The 16,100-nt window shown below is 58.6% G+C and carries 19 protein-coding genes, 1 tRNA gene and 1 pseudogene; 18 read left to right on the plus strand and 3 right to left on the minus strand.

All coding sequences use genetic code 11. The annotated features are described in order from the left end of the window. Window positions 1-10 precede the first annotated feature (10 nt). The 4 genes from AB4O01_RS06695 (at window position 11) to ada (ending at window position 2,808) form a co-directional block, all read left to right on the plus strand. On the plus strand, window positions 11-178 hold the full coding sequence (locus AB4O01_RS06695) for a hypothetical protein (RefSeq protein ID WP_177413103.1): 168 nt from the start codon (window positions 11-13) through the stop codon (window positions 176-178). 93 nt (window positions 179-271) lie between these two features. Next, a complete protein-coding gene (locus AB4O01_RS06700) occupies window positions 272-982 on the plus strand; it encodes a 2OG-Fe(II) oxygenase (protein ID WP_460091070.1) in 711 nt (236 codons plus the stop codon). A 5-nt stretch (window positions 983-987) separates the two neighbouring features. Further along, complete coding sequence (gene alkB, locus AB4O01_RS06705; protein WP_460091071.1) at window positions 988-1,653, plus strand: DNA oxidative demethylase AlkB; 666 nt, start codon at window positions 988-990, stop codon at window positions 1,651-1,653. Between the two features lie 87 nt (window positions 1,654-1,740). Continuing rightward, the gene (gene ada / locus AB4O01_RS06710; RefSeq protein WP_460091072.1) at window positions 1,741-2,808 is read left to right on the plus strand and encodes a bifunctional DNA-binding transcriptional regulator/O6-methylguanine-DNA methyltransferase Ada; all 1,068 of its coding nucleotides are present in this window, start codon (window positions 1,741-1,743) and stop codon (window positions 2,806-2,808) included. Between the two features lie 34 nt (window positions 2,809-2,842). Here the strand turns inward: ada and acuI are convergent, their stop codons facing one another. Then, the gene (gene acuI / locus AB4O01_RS06715) at window positions 2,843-3,826 is read right to left on the minus strand and encodes an acrylyl-CoA reductase (NADPH) (RefSeq protein ID WP_427119664.1); all 984 of its coding nucleotides are present in this window, start codon (window positions 3,824-3,826) and stop codon (window positions 2,843-2,845) included. Window positions 3,827-4,180: 354 nt separating this feature from the next. Between acuI and AB4O01_RS06720 the strand changes: the two genes are divergently transcribed. From AB4O01_RS06720 to AB4O01_RS06770, 11 genes and pseudogenes are all read left to right on the plus strand, one after another. Beyond that, window positions 4,181-5,245 (plus strand): NAD(P)H-dependent flavin oxidoreductase, encoded by a 1,065-nt coding sequence (locus AB4O01_RS06720; RefSeq protein ID WP_093431058.1) that lies wholly within the window; start codon window positions 4,181-4,183, stop codon window positions 5,243-5,245. A 169-nt stretch (window positions 5,246-5,414) separates the two neighbouring features. Then, window positions 5,415-6,182: a molybdate ABC transporter substrate-binding protein gene (gene modA / locus AB4O01_RS06725; RefSeq protein WP_460091073.1), complete on the plus strand. Its 768-nt coding sequence runs from the start codon at window positions 5,415-5,417 to the stop codon at window positions 6,180-6,182. Window position 6,183: 1 nt separating this feature from the next. Further along, window positions 6,184-6,863: pseudogene (gene modB / locus AB4O01_RS06730) on the plus strand (molybdate ABC transporter permease subunit). Window positions 6,864-6,866: 3 nt separating this feature from the next. Continuing rightward, the gene (gene modC / locus AB4O01_RS06735; RefSeq protein WP_460091074.1) at window positions 6,867-7,946 is read left to right on the plus strand and encodes a molybdenum ABC transporter ATP-binding protein; all 1,080 of its coding nucleotides are present in this window, start codon (window positions 6,867-6,869) and stop codon (window positions 7,944-7,946) included. 72 nt (window positions 7,947-8,018) lie between these two features. Then, on the plus strand, window positions 8,019-9,056 hold the full coding sequence (locus tag AB4O01_RS06740; protein ID WP_093431046.1) for a DNA topoisomerase IB: 1,038 nt from the start codon (window positions 8,019-8,021) through the stop codon (window positions 9,054-9,056). A 143-nt stretch (window positions 9,057-9,199) separates the two neighbouring features. Continuing rightward, the gene (locus tag AB4O01_RS06745; protein ID WP_460091076.1) at window positions 9,200-10,837 is read left to right on the plus strand and encodes an ABC-F family ATP-binding cassette domain-containing protein; all 1,638 of its coding nucleotides are present in this window, start codon (window positions 9,200-9,202) and stop codon (window positions 10,835-10,837) included. Window positions 10,838-10,908: 71 nt separating this feature from the next. Continuing rightward, complete coding sequence (locus tag AB4O01_RS06750; protein ID WP_099759293.1) at window positions 10,909-11,139, plus strand: hypothetical protein; 231 nt, start codon at window positions 10,909-10,911, stop codon at window positions 11,137-11,139. Between the two features lie 118 nt (window positions 11,140-11,257). Then, on the plus strand, window positions 11,258-11,488 hold the full coding sequence (locus AB4O01_RS06755; protein WP_008082703.1) for a hypothetical protein: 231 nt from the start codon (window positions 11,258-11,260) through the stop codon (window positions 11,486-11,488). A 258-nt stretch (window positions 11,489-11,746) separates the two neighbouring features. Continuing rightward, entirely contained in the window at window positions 11,747-12,031 is a 285-nt protein-coding gene (locus AB4O01_RS06760; protein ID WP_093431037.1) for a hypothetical protein, read from the plus strand. 235 nt (window positions 12,032-12,266) lie between these two features. Next, window positions 12,267-12,827 (plus strand): fasciclin domain-containing protein, encoded by a 561-nt coding sequence (locus tag AB4O01_RS06765; protein ID WP_460091077.1) that lies wholly within the window; start codon window positions 12,267-12,269, stop codon window positions 12,825-12,827. A gap of 305 nt (window positions 12,828-13,132) precedes the next feature. Further along, window positions 13,133-13,294, plus strand: coding sequence for a hypothetical protein (locus AB4O01_RS06770; RefSeq protein WP_177413104.1), 162 nt, complete (start codon window positions 13,133-13,135; stop codon window positions 13,292-13,294). Window positions 13,295-13,717: 423 nt separating this feature from the next. Here the strand turns inward: AB4O01_RS06770 and AB4O01_RS06775 are convergent. Beyond that, a tRNA-OTHER gene (locus AB4O01_RS06775) sits at window positions 13,718-13,795 on the minus strand. Window positions 13,796-14,048: 253 nt separating this feature from the next. Between AB4O01_RS06775 and AB4O01_RS06780 the strand changes: the two genes are divergently transcribed. The 3 genes from AB4O01_RS06780 to AB4O01_RS06790 all read left to right on the plus strand — a co-directional run bounded on the left by AB4O01_RS06780 (window position 14,049) and on the right by AB4O01_RS06790 (window position 15,770). Next, window positions 14,049-14,258: a hypothetical protein gene (locus tag AB4O01_RS06780; RefSeq protein ID WP_016774031.1), complete on the plus strand. Its 210-nt coding sequence runs from the start codon at window positions 14,049-14,051 to the stop codon at window positions 14,256-14,258. Window positions 14,259-14,341: 83 nt separating this feature from the next. Continuing rightward, window positions 14,342-15,067: a hypothetical protein gene (locus AB4O01_RS06785; protein ID WP_460091078.1), complete on the plus strand. Its 726-nt coding sequence runs from the start codon at window positions 14,342-14,344 to the stop codon at window positions 15,065-15,067. 22 nt (window positions 15,068-15,089) lie between these two features. Next, window positions 15,090-15,770, plus strand: a complete 681-nt coding sequence (locus AB4O01_RS06790) for an SOS response-associated peptidase family protein (protein WP_460091079.1) — start codon at window positions 15,090-15,092, stop codon at window positions 15,768-15,770. Here AB4O01_RS06790 and AB4O01_RS06795 read toward each other — a convergent pair whose 3' ends face one another. After that, window positions 15,771-16,001, minus strand: coding sequence for a hypothetical protein (locus AB4O01_RS06795; RefSeq protein WP_460092229.1), 231 nt, complete (start codon window positions 15,999-16,001; stop codon window positions 15,771-15,773). Between the last annotated feature and the right edge of the window lie 99 nt (window positions 16,002-16,100).

A 16,100-nucleotide genomic window follows, 5' to 3' on the forward strand; every position in this document is an offset into this window, starting at 1 on the left:
AAGCATGACCGTGGCCCAAACAACCAAATACGTCATCAAGTACAAACTCAACGGTGAACGCCGCTTCGAGTTCGCGCAGCTGGAAAACGGCACTGCCGAAGAAGCCAAGGCTGCGCTTGACGCGATCCACGGCAAAGATGATGTGATCAGCGAGATCGCCGTCAGCAAAGCGCTGTAAGCATCGACAGGAATTTGACCGCAAGCGGCGGAGTGTTCTGCCGCCAGGTCTTGCCTAGACTGACTTTCTTCGACCAAGCGTCAAGGAGTCAGCATGTCGATGTCACCCTCGCGTCTGGATTCGCTCGACTGGGCAAGCCTTGCGCAACAACTGGATCAGGACGGCTACGCGATCATCCGTTCGCTGCTGCTGACCAACACCTGCGATCACCTGAGTGCGCTGTACCCACAGACCGAACCGTTTCGATCGCAGGTCATCATGGTCCGCCACGGTTTCGGTCGCGGCGAGTACAAATACTTTCGATATCCCCTGCCGACACCGGTAGAACGCCTTCGCTGCGCGTTGTATCCGCGCTTGGTCCCCTTGGCCAATCGCTGGTACGAACGCATGCACCTGCCCGAACGTTTCCCTCCGAACCACGCCGAGTTTCTTCAGCGTTGCCATGCCGCCGGTCAACGACGCCCTACCCCTCTTCTGTTGCAGTACGGCCCGCAGGACTACAACTGCCTGCATCAGGACCTGTACGGCGAATCGGTTTTTCCGCTGCAAGTGGCGATTCTTCTGTCAGAACCCGGGCAAGATTTCAGCGGCGGAGAGTTCGTTCTCACCGAGCAGCGCCCGCGCATGCAATCTCGCCCGCACGTACTCGATCTGACGAAAGGTGATGCGCTGATCTTTGCCGTGAATCAGCGCCCCGTCAAAGGCGTGCGCGGCGACTACCGGGTGACCATGCGCCACGGCGTCAGTCGCCTGCACAGTGGAAAAAGGCATACCCTAGGCATCATCTTTCACGACGCAACCTGATGGCCATGTCCTCAACAACTCTCGACCTGTTCGCTGACCACGAACCCGAACAACAAGCCCGAGCCGAACAGGTTGGCGAGCAATCCTGGCTATTGCGCGGCTTCGCCCTGCCGATTGTCGATCAATTGCTGCCGGCACTGGACGCCGTTCTCGCAGCGGCCCCCTTGCGCCACATGGTTACACCGGGCGGTTTCAGCATGTCGGTCGGCACCAGCAGTTGCGGTGAGTGGGGCTGGATCACTGATCGCAGCGGCTATCGTTATTCGAGTGTCGACCCGCTCAACGGGCTGCCTTGGCCGCAGATGCCGAAATCCTTCGCTGCTCTGGCGCATTCGGCAGCCGAGCGAGCTGGTTTCTCTGGCTTCAATGCAGATTCCTGCCTGATCAATCGCTATGTCCCCGGCGCAAAAATGTCATTGCATCAGGATAAAGATGAAAAGGACTACGCCGCGCCGATCGTTTCCCTGTCACTCGGATTGCCTGCCATATTTCTGTTCGGCGGTTTTGCGCGCAGCGACAAGACCCGGCGAATTCCGCTGCTGCACGGTGACATGGTGGTCTGGGGCGGCGTCGACCGATTGCGCTACCACGGCGTGTTGCCAATCAAGCACGGTCAGCATCCGCGCTTGGGTCAACAGCGGATCAATCTGACGTTTCGGCTGGCTCGCTAAACCCGAAAAATTTGACCGCAAGGCCCGGAGTGTTGTGCCTGGCGAGGCAGGTTAACCTGAATCAAACAGGTCAACGGATTACTCATCATGAAAACGCTTTCGACCCCGCTTGATACCGAACATGATCCACGCTGGGCCGCCGTGCTTGCACGGGATCCGCAGGCGGACGGGCAGTTTGTCTATGCGGTAAAAACCACGGGCATCTACTGCCGCCCGAGCAGCCTGGCACGCTTGCCGAAACCGCAGAATGTCGAGTTTTTCGACACCGCCCAACAGGCCGAAGCCGCGGGTTATCGGCCGAGCAAACGTGCGAGCAAGGATCAAAGTGATGTCGCCGCGCAGCATGCCGCGACCGTCGCCACGGCATGCCGACAAATCGAGATAGCCGAAAATCCGCCCGCCCTGAACGAGCTCGCAGAGACGGCCGGTTTGAGCCCGTTTCACTTTCATCGAGTGTTCAAAGCCGCCACTGGCCTGACGCCAAGAGCCTACGCCGCCGCCCATCGTTCGCGCAGAGTGCGTGAATGTCTCGCGGACGGCAATTCGGTGACGGATGCTCTATATGACGCAGGCTTCAACTCCAACAGCCGTTTCTACGAATCGGCCAATCAACTGTTGGGTATGAAACCTGGCGACTACCGCGCTGCCGGTCAAAACAACGACATCCATTTTGCCGTAGGCCAATGCTCGCTGGGCGCGATTCTGGTGGCGCAAAGCGAGCGTGGGGTGTGCGCGATTTTGCTGGGTGACGACCCGCATCAACTGGTGTGCGACCTGCAGGATCAGTTTCGCAAAGCCAACCTGATTGGCGCAGACAGCGGGTTTGAACAGTTGATTGCCAAAGTCGTGGGTTTTATCGAAGCGCCGGCCATTGGCCTGGATCTGCCACTGGACGTACGGGGGACGGCGTTTCAAGAACGTGTCTGGCAAGCGTTGCGGGAGATTCCGCTCGGCAGCACCGCCAGCTATGCCGAGATTGCCCAGCGCATCGGCGCGCCGACGTCCATGCGCGCAGTGGCTCAGGCGTGCGGGGCCAACCGCCTGGCGGTGGCAATCCCTTGCCACCGCGTGGTGCGCAGCGATGGCAACCTTTCCGGTTATCGTTGGGGGGTCGAGCGCAAGCGTCAGTTGCTTGAGCGCGAGACGCCGGCGTGAACGGTCAATGGATGCTACGCAGCCTGAAAACCTGTCAGCGATTGACGTCCACCACAACCCGTCCGCGAAGTTGCCCGGCGAGCAGTTTTGGCGCCGCCTCGATGGCTTCACTCAGGCCGATTTCGTGGCTGATCAATGCCAGCAGCGAGAAATCCAGATCCTTGGCCAGACGCTCCCACGCTTGCAGCCGGCGGGCCTTGGGCTGGGTCACGCTGTTGATGCCGGCGAGGGTCACACCGCGCAAAATAAACGGCGCCACTGACGCCGGGAAGTCCATGCCTTGGGCCAGACCACAGGCGGCGACGGTGCCTTCGGAGCGGGTGCTCGCGCAGGCATTGGCCAGGGTGTGACTGCCAACCGAATCGATCACCGCCGCCCAACGCTCTTTGGCCAGTGGCTTGCCGGGCGCTGACAACATCGCACGGTCAATGATTTCGCCGGCGCCCAACTGCTGCAGATATTCATGCTCGGAGACCCGTCCGGTGGACGCGACGACGCGGTAGCCGAGTTTGCTCAGCAGGGCGATGGCAAAACTGCCGACACCGCCGTTGGCCCCCGTGACCAGCACCTCACCCTGCTCTGGCGTCACGCCATTACGCTCGAGCGCCAGAATGCACAGCATCGCCGTATAACCGGCCGTACCGACAGCCATCGCTTGCGCCGCCGTAAAGGCCTTGGGCAATGGAATCAGCCAATCGCCATTGAGTCGCGCCTTCTGCGCCAGACCGCCCCAGTGATTCTCGCCAACACCCCAGCCATTGAGCAGCACCTGATCACCCACCTTATAGTCGGGGTGTGAACTGGCTTCCACGGTGCCCGCAAGATCGATCCCCGGCACCATCGGAAACTTGCGCACCACCGGACTGCTGCCGGTAATCGCCAAGCCATCCTTGAAGTTCAGCGTGCTGTACGCAACAGCCACGGTGACATCGCCTTCAGGCAATTGCTCCTCGTTGACCTGTTGCAGGTTGGCGCGATAACCGCTGTCGTCTTTGTCGATCACAATGGCGTTAAACATGACTGCCTCGCTGGACTGTTTTCAGAATGTCGTGCCTTGAAATAGCACATCGCAACACCTTGCCACATTCGACTTTGCGCCAATCGGCGAATTCGCCGGGCATTTCCATGGCCCGCATCTATGCTTTTTCTACGGTCGTGGTTTCGCCGAAATTCTTAAAGAGTTCGCCATTGCCGCGACCACCGGCGTACCAGCAATTTTCATCACGCTTCTGGAGGCCAAAGAACGGCGGATGTCATCGACGCTGAAAAACTGCACGGGTTGTTCTGAATTTCCAACTGGCCCCGAATCCGGTTTTGCTGCTAAAAACCGGTTTTGCCCCCTGCCCGCTACACCGTTTGGAGAACCGCCCTCATGAGCCAATGGCCAGACACCCGTCTTCTTGATCTGCTCGGCATTGAATTGCCGATCATCCAGGGCCCGATGGCCGGTGCGACGAATTCGTCCATGGTCATCGCCGTGTGCAACGCCGGTGGCCTGGGTTCGATGCCGGCGGCGATGCTGAGCATCGAGCAATTGCGCGAAGAGCTGAAAACCATCCGCCAGCACACCGACAAGCCCTTCAACGTGAACTTCTTCTGCCATCAGCCACCGGCAGCCGATGAGCAACGTGCACGTGACTGGAAGCATTTGCTGGAACCGTATTACCGTGAACTGGGCGCCGATTTCGCTGCACCGACGCCGGTGTCCAACCGCGCGCCGTTCGATGCCGCAGCCTGTGAAGTGCTGGAAGAGTTTCGACCTGAAGCGGTGAGCTTCCATTTCGGTCTGCCAGAGAAATCCTTGCTCGAGCGGGTCAAGGCAACCGGGGCGAAAATTCTCTCTTCGGCCACGACGGTCGATGAAGCGATCTGGCTGGAACAGAACGGCTGCGACGCGATTATCGCGATGGGCTACGAGGCCGGCGGCCATCGCGGCATGTTTCTCAGTGATGATCTGAGCAGTCAGGTCGGCACGTTTGCCCTGGTGCCTCAGGTGGTCGATGCGGTGAGCGTACCGGTGATTGCCGCCGGGGCAATTGCTGATGCGCGCGGCATGGCGGCGGCATTTATGTTGGGGGCCTCAGCAGTACAGGTCGGCACCGCCTATCTGTTCACGCCGGAAGCAAAAGTCAGCGCCGCTCACCACAAGGCGCTGCGCACCGCCAAGGAAAGCGAAACGGCAATCACCAATATTTTTACCGGGCGGCCGGCACGGGGCATTCTCAATCGTATCATGCGTGAACTGGGCCCGATTTCGCCCCAGGCACCTGCATTTCCCTTGGCCGGGGGTGCGCTGATGCCGCTGCGAGCGATCAACGAAGCAGAGTTTGCCAACCTCTGGGCCGGTCAGGCATTCACCTTGGGCAAAGACCTCGGTAGCGCTGAACTGACTCGACAATTGGCCGAAGGCGCACTGGCAAAACTCGCTCGCCGCTGAAGCTGCACAGCGTGAAGATTCAAACATCCTCACGCTGGTTTTAACCAACACTTCCTGTTTGGCGGCATTTCGCTATATATTTCGCTATATAGCGAATTCACCCTCGCATCGGCGCAGCCCACTTCAAACAATAGCTGCCCGCTGCACTCGTCAATAACGGAGCTGTTACATGACCATTCGTGCCTCACGTCTTGCCCCTGGTTGCCTGGCCTCTTTGCTCGCCGTCTTCGCCGTCGGCACAGTTCAGGCTGATGAAGTGCAGGTGGCCGTGGCAGCCAACTTCACCGCGCCGATCCAGGCCATCGCCGCCGATTTCGAAAAAGACACCGGGCACAAACTGGTCGCAGCTTATGGCGCCACTGGCCAGTTCTACACTCAGATCAAGAACGGCGCGCCGTTCGAAGTGTTCCTCTCCGCTGACGACACCAACCCGGAAAAACTCGAAAAAGAAGGCGAGACCGTCAAAGGTTCGCGTTTCACCTACGCGATCGGCACGCTGGCGTTGTGGTCGGCGAAAGAAGGTTATGTCGATGCGAAAGGCGAAGTGCTGAAAAAGAACGAATACCAGCACCTGTCCATCGCCAATCCGAAAGCTGCGCCATACGGCCTGGCCGCCACGCAAGTGCTGGAAAAACTGAAATTGACCGACGCCACCAAAGCCAAGATCGTTGAAGGCCAGAACATCACTCAGGCTTATCAGTTTGTCTCGACCGGCAACGCTGAGTTGGGCTTTGTCGCCCTGTCGCAGATCTACAAGGACGGCAAAGTCAGCAGCGGTTCGGCATGGATCGTCCCTGCGAGCATGCACGACCCGATCAAACAGGATGCGGTCATTCTGAACAAAGGCAAAGACAATGCCGCCGCCAAAGCCTTGGTTGAATACCTCAAAGGCCCGAAAGCCGCTGCGGTGATCAAGTCCTACGGTTACCAGCTCTAAAATGTCACTGACGAGCGCCGATTTCGCGGCGATCTGGCTGACCCTGAAACTGGCGTCCCTGACCACCGCGATCCTGCTGGTGGTCGGCACGCCGATCGCCCTGTGGCTGTCGCGCACCGATTCATGGCTACGCGGCCCGATCGGAGCGATCGTCGCCCTGCCCCTCGTACTGCCTCCGACCGTAATCGGTTTCTATCTGTTGCTGATGATGGGTCCGCACGGCTTTCTCGGCCAATTCACCCAATGGCTGGGCCTGGGCACTTTGACGTTCAGCTTCACCGGGCTGGTGATCGGTTCGGTGATCTATTCCATGCCGTTCGTGGTGCAACCGTTGCAGAACGCGTTCTCAGCGATCGGCACCCGCCCCTGGAAGTGGCCGCGACCTTGCGCGCCAATCCGTGGGACACGTTTTTCAGCGTGATTGTGCCGTTGGCGCGCCCCGGTTTTATCACCGCAGCGATACTCGGTTTCGCGCATACCGTCGGTGAGTTCGGCGTGGTGCTGATGATCGGCGGCAACATTCCCGACAAGACCCGCGTGGTTTCCGTACAAATTTATGATCACGTCGAAGCGATGGAATACGCGCAGGCTCACTGGCTGGCCGGGGCGATGCTGGTGTTTTCGTTTCTGGTGTTGCTGGCGCTGTATTCCAGCCGCAAGCCCCGTGCAGGCTGGAGCTGATCGATGATCGATGTGCGTTTGAAACGGGTCTATACGGACTTCAGCCTCGATGTCGACCTGCACTTGCCGGGCCGTGGCGTGACTGCGCTTTATGGGCATTCCGGCTCGGGTAAAACCACCTGTCTGCGTTGCATTGCCGGGCTTGAGCGCGCTGAACATGGCTTCATCCAGATCAACGATGAAGTCTGGCAGGACAGCGATAACGGCATTTTCGTCCCGCCACACAAACGCGCGCTCGGCTATGTATTTCAGGAAGCCAGCCTGTTTCCGCATCTGTCGGTGCTGGCCAATTTGCAGTTCGGCCTCAAGCGCATCGCCAAGTCCCAGCGTCGGGTCGACATGGCGCAGGCCACCGAACTCTTGGGCATCGAGCATTTGCTCGAGCGTCATCCGCAGCATTTGTCGGGAGGCGAACGCCAGCGTGTCGGCATCGCCCGCGCCCTGCTGACCAGCCCGAAACTGCTGCTGATGGACGAGCCGCTGGCCGCTCTCGATAGCCAGCGCAAAAGTGAAATCCTGCCGTACCTGCAACGTCTGCACGACGAACTGGACGTTGCGCTGTTGTACGTCAGTCATGCCCAGGATGAAGTGGCGCGACTGGCCGATCATCTGGTCTTGCTCAGCGAAGGCAAAGCGCTGGCCAGCGGCCCGATTGGCGAAACCCTCGCACGTCTTGACCTGCCGATGGCGATGGGCGATGACGCCGGGGTGATCATTGAAGGGCAGGTCAGCGCCTACGATGCGCAATATCAACTGCTGAGCCTGCAATTGCCGGCCACCGAGATGAGCATCCGTGTGACGCACGCGCCGATGGAACCGGGTCAGGCCCTGCGCTGCAAAGTACACGCGCGGGATATCAGCCTGAGCCTGCAGAACAGCGAATTCAGCAGCATCCTCAATCGACTGCCGGTGACGGTGGTCAGCGAACAATCGGCGGACAACGCCGCCCACGTGTTGATTCGCCTTGATGCTGGCGGCACTCCGCTGCTCGCGCGTATTACACGTTATTCCCGGGACCAGTTGGGCGTGCATCCGGGCCAGCATTTATGGGCGCAGATCAAAGCGGTCGCAGTCCTCGCTTAAATCATTCGGCACCACGGCAACGGCGTGCGGTCAATCGTTTTACAGACCGCCGCGCCATCAAAGGAAACTGCCATGCCCGACACCGTGCTGACTGCCGACCTGCCATCCGACCTGCATTACGTCGACGACACCCAGCCCGGTATCACCCGCAAAAAGCTGCGTGGCAAGTTCAGCTATTTCGAGCCGTCCGGCCAGCGCATCAGTGATCCGGATGAAATCAAACGCATCAATGCCCTTGCCGTACCACCCGCCTATACCGATGTGTGGATCTGTCCGGATCCGCGCGGTCATCTGCAAGCCACCGGCCGTGATGCCCGTGGCCGCAAGCAATATCGCTATCACGCGCGCTGGCGCGAAGTGCGCGATGCCGACAAGTATTCGCGCCTGCGTGAGTTCGGTCTCGCGTTGCCGAAACTGCGCAAGCAACTGGAGGCGCTATTGGCCGCGCCCGGCTTCAGTCGTGACAAGGTCATGGCGACGGTGATCACCCTGCTCGACGCCACATTGATCCGGGTCGGCAATACGCAATACGCCCGCGACAACCGTTCCTACGGCCTGACCACCCTGCGCAGCCGACATGTCGAAGTCAACGGCAGCGCGATCCTGTTCCAGTTTCGCGGCAAAAGCGGCATCGAACACCAGATCACCGTCAAGGATCGGCGTCTGGCGCGCATCATCAAGCGTTGCCTGGAGATTCCCGGCCAGAACCTGTTTCAGTATCTGGATGAAAACGGTGAGCGACACACCGTCAGTTCTTCCGACGTCAACGCCTACCTGCAAACCCTGACCGGCGCCGATTTCACCGCCAAGGATTACCGCACCTGGGCCGGCAGTGCCTTGGCGCTGGCGGTGTTGCGCGAGTTGCAATGGGAGTCCGAGACCGAGGCCAAGCGGCATGTGGTGGAGATGGTCAAAGGCGTCGCCAAGCAGTTGGGCAACACCCCGGCGGTGTGCCGAAAATGCTACATTCACCCCGCCGTGGTGGAGAAATTCATGCTCGGCGCCCTCGCTGAACTGCCTCGCCCGCGCGTGCGCAAAGGCCTGCGTGCGGAGGAAGTGGCACTGGCGATGTTTCTCGAGCGAATGAGCGAGATGACCGATGCATCTTGATCCGCAAGGGAGCGTCATCTAGGCTAGCGACCTCTCCTCCTTCGGACGACCGCAGCAGTGAACAATCCAGCCTTCTAAAAATGTAATCGCGACACGCCGTTCTCGGCGCTTGTCAGTTTTCACGACATTTTTTGGAGGTGCCGATGACTCACGTCTCGCGTACACCCGCACTCGTTTCCCTGAATCAACTGGGCTTTCAGTTCGCCAATGGCGCAACACTGTTCGAAGACCTGAACCTGACTTTCGATCATCAACCGACTGCGATCGTCGGGCGCAATGGTGTTGGCAAAAGCGTGCTTGCACGTTTGATTGCCGGGCAGTTACAACCCGGCACCGGCAGCGTGGCACGCTCGGTTTGCGTGCATTACGTCGCACAAACGTTCATCGCCACACCCGGGCAAACCGTCGCCGATGTAACGGGGACGGCCCCGGCGCTCAGCGCACTGGAGCGACTAAGATGCGGTGCTGCCACTGCGCACGACTTCGACCTCATCGATGAACGCTGGGATCTGGCCGAGCGCTTGCGCCAGATGCTTGATGGGGCCGGGCTGACCGACCTCACCGGGTCGGATCTGACCGAGCACCTCAGCGGTGGCCAGCAAGCCAGAATCGCTTTGATCGGCGCACTGCTGAGTCAGGCGCCATTGCTGGTGCTCGACGAGCCCACCAATCACCTCGACAGCGCCGGTCGGCAATGGCTGATGAGCCTGCTTGAGCGCTGGCGTGGTGGCCTGATTCTCGTCAGTCACGACCGCCAGCTTCTGGAGCAGATGCAGCGAATTGTCGAACTCACGGCGTTGGGAGTAACAGTTTTCAGCGGAAGGTTTTCGGATTTCACCGAGCAACGCAGGATCCATCAACAGGCGGCGCAGGCACAGCTCGATCAGGCCCGTATCGAACGTCAGCACGAACGTACGCGGCTGCAACGCGAGCACGACACGATCCAGCGCCACGCGGCCGGCAGCCGTCGCCACGCACAAAGTGCCAACGTTTCGGGCTTCGAGCGGGCAGCGTTGGAAGCCGCTGCGCGGGACATCATGGGGCAGGTAAAAGTCGGCCACCAGGCACGCAAGGCCGATCTGGATCAGCGTGTTCGCGAGGCGTACGAAAACGTCCTGCCCGCCGACGGCGTGCTGATCAATCTGCCGGGCAGCGTGGTGCCGAGCAATCGGCGGGTGTGCACGCTGATCGACGCGTGCTTGCCATGGTTACCGGCAGATGCGCCCACCACCCGCCTTGACCTCGCCATTCAAGGGCCGATGCGCATCGCTGTCAGCGGTCACAACGGTTGTGGCAAATCGACGCTGTTGAAATTGCTGGCAGGTGAATGGGCGCCGGTAAGTGGCGAGTGCATCACGCACGTACCTTTTGCCTTTCTCGACCAACAACTGAAGCTGCTGGATGAGCACACATCGATTGTCGATCAGTTGCAGGCACAGCAAACACTTTTGAGCGAAGGTGAGTTGCGCAGCTTTCTCGCTCATCTGCAACTCGACGCACAACGCGTTAACCGCCCGTGCGCCTCACTCAGTGGCGGCGAACGCTTGAAAGCAGCCCTTGCGCTGGCGTTGTGGCGCCAGACCCCCGCACAATTACTGCTGCTGGATGAGCCGACCAATCATCTCGACCTGGCGTCGGTGCACGCTTTCGAACACGCCTTGCAGGCATTTCCCGGAGCGATTGTCGCGGTTTCCCACGATCAAGCGTTTTTACAGGCGTTAAACCCAAGCCATTGTTTGACCTGGCACCCCGAAGGCTGGCGCTGGCAACCGACGAGCTGACCTGCCTATTTTTTGCACGATTGCCGAGGGCTTCTATAGTTGATCTGACACGAATCAGCTGCGGTGACGCCATGGAAGACATTTTCGTCGTGAAGCGTTGCAACAAGATCATTATTTACGGCCGACGTGCCGAAGACAGCCAGCATGATCCTGCGAAAGCCACTAGCTGGTTTCGCATCTGCGACACACGTACTGGCGGTTTCATCGGCGATGGCTACGACACGGAGGGTGAAGCAGGACGTGAATGCAGACGCCTCAACGCAGCGAGTTCCCCATCAGCGGCCCGCCAGTCTTCAGGCTGATGCCGATCAGAAGCGGGTCTATACTGAAACCAGCTGAAGGAGCAGCGCCCCACGGCAGAAGGCTCGCAACACGCGGGCTTTTTGCTGCAGCTCAGGTTTCATAGAACGGAGGTGTTCCATGTCCGAAAAAGAGTCCATCACCACCCTCCTCACCCTGCTCGACGCTCGACAAGCGCGCCTCGCCGCCGCTTGCAAAGAGATCGCCGACTGGGTCGATCACCAAGGTGGACACCCCACCGCCCTGCGCATCCGAGACCGGCTGAACGACATCGAGAAGGATGCTCCGCTGATTCGCAACACGCTGTCGGCGCTAAAGCCTGTTGATCGGCCACTGCCTCGGTTCAGATGACATCGACCCGGCCAGGGTGTCAGGAATTTGCTCATTAGCGGTGACACAGGAGTCACCGCGCTTGTGTCTGCCCGTAATGTCTATTTTTCCAGTTTTTCACGTGACGACTGCATCTGCGCGACGACAGTGAAATCACTCCTTTGCAAAGTAACGCCCTCTCCCGCCCGCATGTGGGTGTTTTTTTGGCCAGCGCCCAAATGGCGAACGGTTGCCGTGCGTGAGTTGTCATAACTTATACATGTCGCAAAGGAGACAGTTATGGTTATCCATTTCAACGTCGACGGGCATCTGGCCTGCGGCCATAAAGGCAAACAACTGTCGGCAAGCCGCGAACTCAATCGCGTGAAGTGCCGCAGTTGCCGCAATACCGATGCCTACAAACAGGCGCGAAAGGATCAGCGCAACGCCACCCGCCGCATGGCCCGTCAGGCCAAAACCTCCCACGGTGCAACCAACTGGCGCGCAGAGTGGATCGAGCGCCTGACTGCAATGGCCGGTCTTCAGCGCTTGCCTCGCGGCTTTAGCGGGCAAGCATTCGTCTAGCAGTGCGTGTAAGCAAGGCACAAAAAAGGCCTGCATGAGGAAACTCATGCAGGCCTTTGCTATTCAGGGTGGCCGAACCGGTACGCCTTTATGAGCAGCCACTAGCACTAGTGGCAAAAGCCTGACACGGGCAGCACTCACAAAATCATTTCAACAACCGATGCATCCATTTTGATCGCTGGCTCGTAGATCCAATACCCTCACTCGGAGGGCACAAGAGCCAAGGAGATACATCATGCATGCCTTTTACAAAAAAATTGCTGCAGCAGCCTGCTTCGCCATTCTCTGTGTAACTGCAACGCTCAGCTTTGCCGCCGACTCGGTGATGGTCGGAGGCGCAGCGATGTACCCCACTAAAACCATCGTTGAGAACGCAGTCAACTCGAAGGATCACACGACACTTGTAGCGGCGGTCAAGGCTGCCGGGCTGGTTGATACGCTCAACAGCAAAGGTCCATTCACCGTCTTCGCTCCGACAAACGAAGCGTTTGCGAAGCTTCCGGCAGGCACCGTCGACACGCTGGTAAAGCCTGAACACAAAGCCGATCTGACCAAAATCCTGACCTACCATGTTGTGCCCGGCACTCACACATCCACACAAATAATGGCCGAGGCCAAAAAGAACGGCGGCACCGTTATGCTGAAAACCGTTCAAGGTGAGTCGCTGAGTATCAAGCTGTACGAAGGCAAGCTATGGGTGGTGGACGCCAAAGGCGGTAAGGTAAGTATCAGCATCGCAGACGTGATGCAGTCAAACGGCGTGATCCACGTTGTCGACTCTGTCTTGATGCCTTAAACGCGCCGGGTTCCCAGGGGCTAATACCCGAACAGGCACTTCACAAGCGGGTTCAGCATTGAGCAAATGGTTTTGTCTGGCGGTTGCTCGGCGATACAGCGAATGTTTTACGAACCAAATTTCAAATAACCCAGCCAACTCGGGAGGGTCTTTTGGTTGCTCGCTGATCTCCAGATACCGCCTGACTGGTGAGCCTGGCTGTAGCACAACCGAGGCGCTGAAGGATGAATATACGTTCATCGATAACATGGTTCGATGCGTCTAGGCTGCGGGTTCCGACATAGTAACTACAGGAGTAACCCACCATGTTCTCGCACGAAAGCATCCCGCTTGTGTCCATCTTCATCATCATGCTCATCGGCGTGCTTGTGGCCTTCCTGCATCCGGTACACGCGTTCTTTAGCTGGCTTCGGAGACGAAGTGAAAAAACTTCGTCTCGTTCTCCGAAAGAAGCGGATTCGCGCTGAACTCTTCCCTAAAAGCCCGACTACGTCCGGGCATCTTTTCGTAACGCCATGCAGCTTGCAGATATTAGCCGCTGGGCAATCGAGAGATTGGGATGAAACTGCGAGCTATGACAACCGCCTCGTATCAAACCGCTGGCACACCACCTGAATGCACTCCCCTCCGCGCCCAACGGCAACCAGCGGAACGGATGGCTTAAGGCTGAGTTTCAGAGGCAAGATTTGCGCGCCTAGGCAGGTACAGACAAGGCAGAGTCAAGCGTGAGATTTTGCAGGCGGGGAATCAACTTGAATGTACGACCGTGATAATGACCGAGCCATACATCAGGGATTGCAAGGGCAAACAGCAATGCCAACCAAATGATTGTGGACCAGAAACAAACAAGGGCTTGCATCAGCTTTCGCCCGCAAACCCTTGATTTAAGATGGTGCCCGAAGCCGGAATCGAACCGGCACGCCCTTACGAGCGGGGGATTTTAAGTCCCGAGTGGAAATCAATCAGGCCGCGCCTTGCGATAGGTTTTCCGGTCCGCAATCAAGCTCGAAAGCCTGTCATGCAGCCCAATGTTTCCGCATACCTTGAAATGATTGCGGACCGGAAAAAGGCTCTGAAATCCGTTTAAAGTCTCTCGTTTTATCGGCTACTGCAGGCTCGCGGTATGCCGATTCTGCATGATCCAGCTGTCTGCCCTCCTCCGGCGTCCTGCCGACAATGAGTCCCCCTGCTACTCTGGTTTCGTCCAAGGAGGAAACCAAAATGCCAAACTCAGACCTACTGCCTTCCCTGCTTTTCAAGATCAACGAAAACCAACTCGCCCTCGAGGCGGCCATCATGGAGCTGTCGAATTGGGTCGAGCAGCGCGGATCGGCCGACGTCGCCGAGAACGTCCGCGGCGCCCTCTGGGCAATCGACAAAAATGAAGAGTTCATCAAGATGACCTTGGCAGTTTTAATGACGCCCGACTGACAGCTCGTCGCCTCCCCCTCGCCCACCTGCCTCGACTCGATTACTGTACATGCATACAGCATTTGTACAGCGAATCCCGCAGCATGAATTTCGACCAGGCCAAAACCCTACGGCTCCAGCGATGGCGCGCGACTCTCGACGATCAGGACTTCCGTATGCAAAACCCAGAGGGGCATCGGGAAACCCTTCACGAGATGGCAGCTACGCTCCGCGATGAGGGGCTGATCGACCAGCTTGAACGGTTCGACATGAACGAAATGGCAGACGCAGCGTACTGGCATGCCGTCGAGGAGCTGCAGAACTCGTCCGGGCACTACCGCGGCGCCTCGACCTATGACGTAGTTCAGATCGAAAACGGGAGTCTGCTGGGCACTATCAGCCGGTCAATCTTCAACTTCGAAAGTGATGAACCACGCGGCGCTTCCTTCGCTTATGACGGCAAGGTCTACTCTGGCGCGGACGGTGTGCGGCTGACCTTGGGTCTTTCTCCGAAGATTGGACGGATTTCAGGCCTTGTGTTGGAAATGAATGGGTGCCGATATCAATTGGTAGAGACCGAACGAATGATCGCTGGCGTAACGCACCGACCAATTTCCGATGCTGATGCTTACCGGGCGCTTATAGATGCAGCGCAAGTCGCGCATGAAGAACGAGATCTGCGCACCTTTGAAAAGGTGCGGCCTCACATTGAGTCGGCGGTCTTCTGCATGTGCCCCGCCTGCCTCGATCGCTTTGATGCCCGGGAGGACTGTCCGAACTGCGCCGGAAAAGGTTTTGTAACGAAGCCCGCGCCGTCGGGTCTACGCTGATAGATCATGCGAGGGCTTGGCAATGTGCGGACGACTTTCCCAATACAGCGGCATTCACGACTTCGTGGAGGCGCTCAGCATGCCGAACGCCCTGATCAATTCGACCGGGGAACAGCCCTTCGAACGGTACAACGCCGCGCCGACTGCGCAGCTCGCTCTCTTTCACCAGGAAGGCCAGTTCCTGCATGCCGATATGGTCCGTTGGGGATGGCGCCCGCACTGGGCCAAGGATCGCGCGGCGCCGATCAATGCACGAGTTGAGAAAGTCGCCCACGGCCCGTTCTTTCGCGCAATCTGGCCACATCGCGCAATCATCGCGATCAACAACTGGTTCGAGTGGGTCGACGAAGGTGGGCCAAAGAAGCAGCCCTACCTGATCAGACATCGGGATCAGTCGCCGATACTGTGCGCCGCCATCGGCCAATACCCGAATGAAGAACATGACCCCGGTGAGCACGACGGCTTCGTGATTATCACTGCCGACAGTGCCGGTGGGATGGTCGACATCCATGACCGTCGGCCGGTGGTACTTTCTCCGGAGCTTGCACGGGAATGGCTGGACCCGGCTACACCGAAAGAGCGCGCCGAACAGTTGGTGCTGCACCAGGGCGAGCCGACAGAGGTTTTCGAGTGGTTCAAGGTCGACCGAGCGGTCGGGAATGTCCGCAACCAGGGCCCGGAGCTGATCAAACCGGTCGGATGATCAGCTCCGGGCCAAAGTCTTCAGGCGCTCCACCAGCGCTGCTTCAAAAGTGATGTACAGCCGTTCAGCATCACCGGTGCGCAAAGCGCCGCCGGTTTCCAGTCCAAGCACGAAGCCATCGGCCCGCGCTCCCGCCTTCACAGCGATAATCATCGAATCTGCCCGGACAATCTGAGCCAGCAGCCGATCCGCTTCTCTCTGCATCTTCTCGCTCAGCACCACGCCTTCCAATTCAACCACCCATTACCTTCACTACGACATCCAATACATGATGGAAAGAACGACTGAAACCCAAATAATCGTCATCAGAATTGAGTAGCCCGCCAGTTG

The organism is Pseudomonas sp. S2_E02, assembly GCF_054668355.1.

Excerpts from the sequence above, each read along its gene's own strand:
- AB4O01_RS06700 (WP_460091070.1), top strand. The coding sequence starts at position 272 with ATGTCGATGTCACCCTCGCGTCTGGATTCGCTCGACTGGGCAAGCCTT.
- alkB (WP_460091071.1), top strand. The coding sequence starts at position 988 with ATGTCCTCAACAACTCTCGACCTGTTCGCTGACCACGAACCCGAACAA.
- ada (WP_460091072.1), top strand. The coding sequence starts at position 1,741 with ATGAAAACGCTTTCGACCCCGCTTGATACCGAACATGATCCACGCTGG.
- acuI (WP_427119664.1), bottom strand. The coding sequence starts at position 3,826 with ATGTTTAACGCCATTGTGATCGACAAAGACGACAGCGGTTATCGCGCC.
- AB4O01_RS06720 (WP_093431058.1), top strand. The coding sequence starts at position 4,181 with ATGAGCCAATGGCCAGACACCCGTCTTCTTGATCTGCTCGGCATTGAA.
- modA (WP_460091073.1), top strand. The coding sequence starts at position 5,415 with ATGACCATTCGTGCCTCACGTCTTGCCCCTGGTTGCCTGGCCTCTTTG.
- modC (WP_460091074.1), top strand. The coding sequence starts at position 6,867 with ATGATCGATGTGCGTTTGAAACGGGTCTATACGGACTTCAGCCTCGAT.
- AB4O01_RS06740 (WP_093431046.1), top strand. The coding sequence starts at position 8,019 with ATGCCCGACACCGTGCTGACTGCCGACCTGCCATCCGACCTGCATTAC.
- AB4O01_RS06745 (WP_460091076.1), top strand. The coding sequence starts at position 9,200 with ATGACTCACGTCTCGCGTACACCCGCACTCGTTTCCCTGAATCAACTG.
- AB4O01_RS06750 (WP_099759293.1), top strand. The coding sequence starts at position 10,909 with ATGGAAGACATTTTCGTCGTGAAGCGTTGCAACAAGATCATTATTTAC.
- AB4O01_RS06755 (WP_008082703.1), top strand. The coding sequence starts at position 11,258 with ATGTCCGAAAAAGAGTCCATCACCACCCTCCTCACCCTGCTCGACGCT.
- AB4O01_RS06760 (WP_093431037.1), top strand. The coding sequence starts at position 11,747 with ATGGTTATCCATTTCAACGTCGACGGGCATCTGGCCTGCGGCCATAAA.
- AB4O01_RS06765 (WP_460091077.1), top strand. The coding sequence starts at position 12,267 with ATGCATGCCTTTTACAAAAAAATTGCTGCAGCAGCCTGCTTCGCCATT.
- AB4O01_RS06770 (WP_177413104.1), top strand. The coding sequence starts at position 13,133 with ATGTTCTCGCACGAAAGCATCCCGCTTGTGTCCATCTTCATCATCATG.
- AB4O01_RS06780 (WP_016774031.1), top strand. The coding sequence starts at position 14,049 with ATGCCAAACTCAGACCTACTGCCTTCCCTGCTTTTCAAGATCAACGAA.
- AB4O01_RS06785 (WP_460091078.1), top strand. The coding sequence starts at position 14,342 with ATGAATTTCGACCAGGCCAAAACCCTACGGCTCCAGCGATGGCGCGCG.
- AB4O01_RS06790 (WP_460091079.1), top strand. The coding sequence starts at position 15,090 with ATGTGCGGACGACTTTCCCAATACAGCGGCATTCACGACTTCGTGGAG.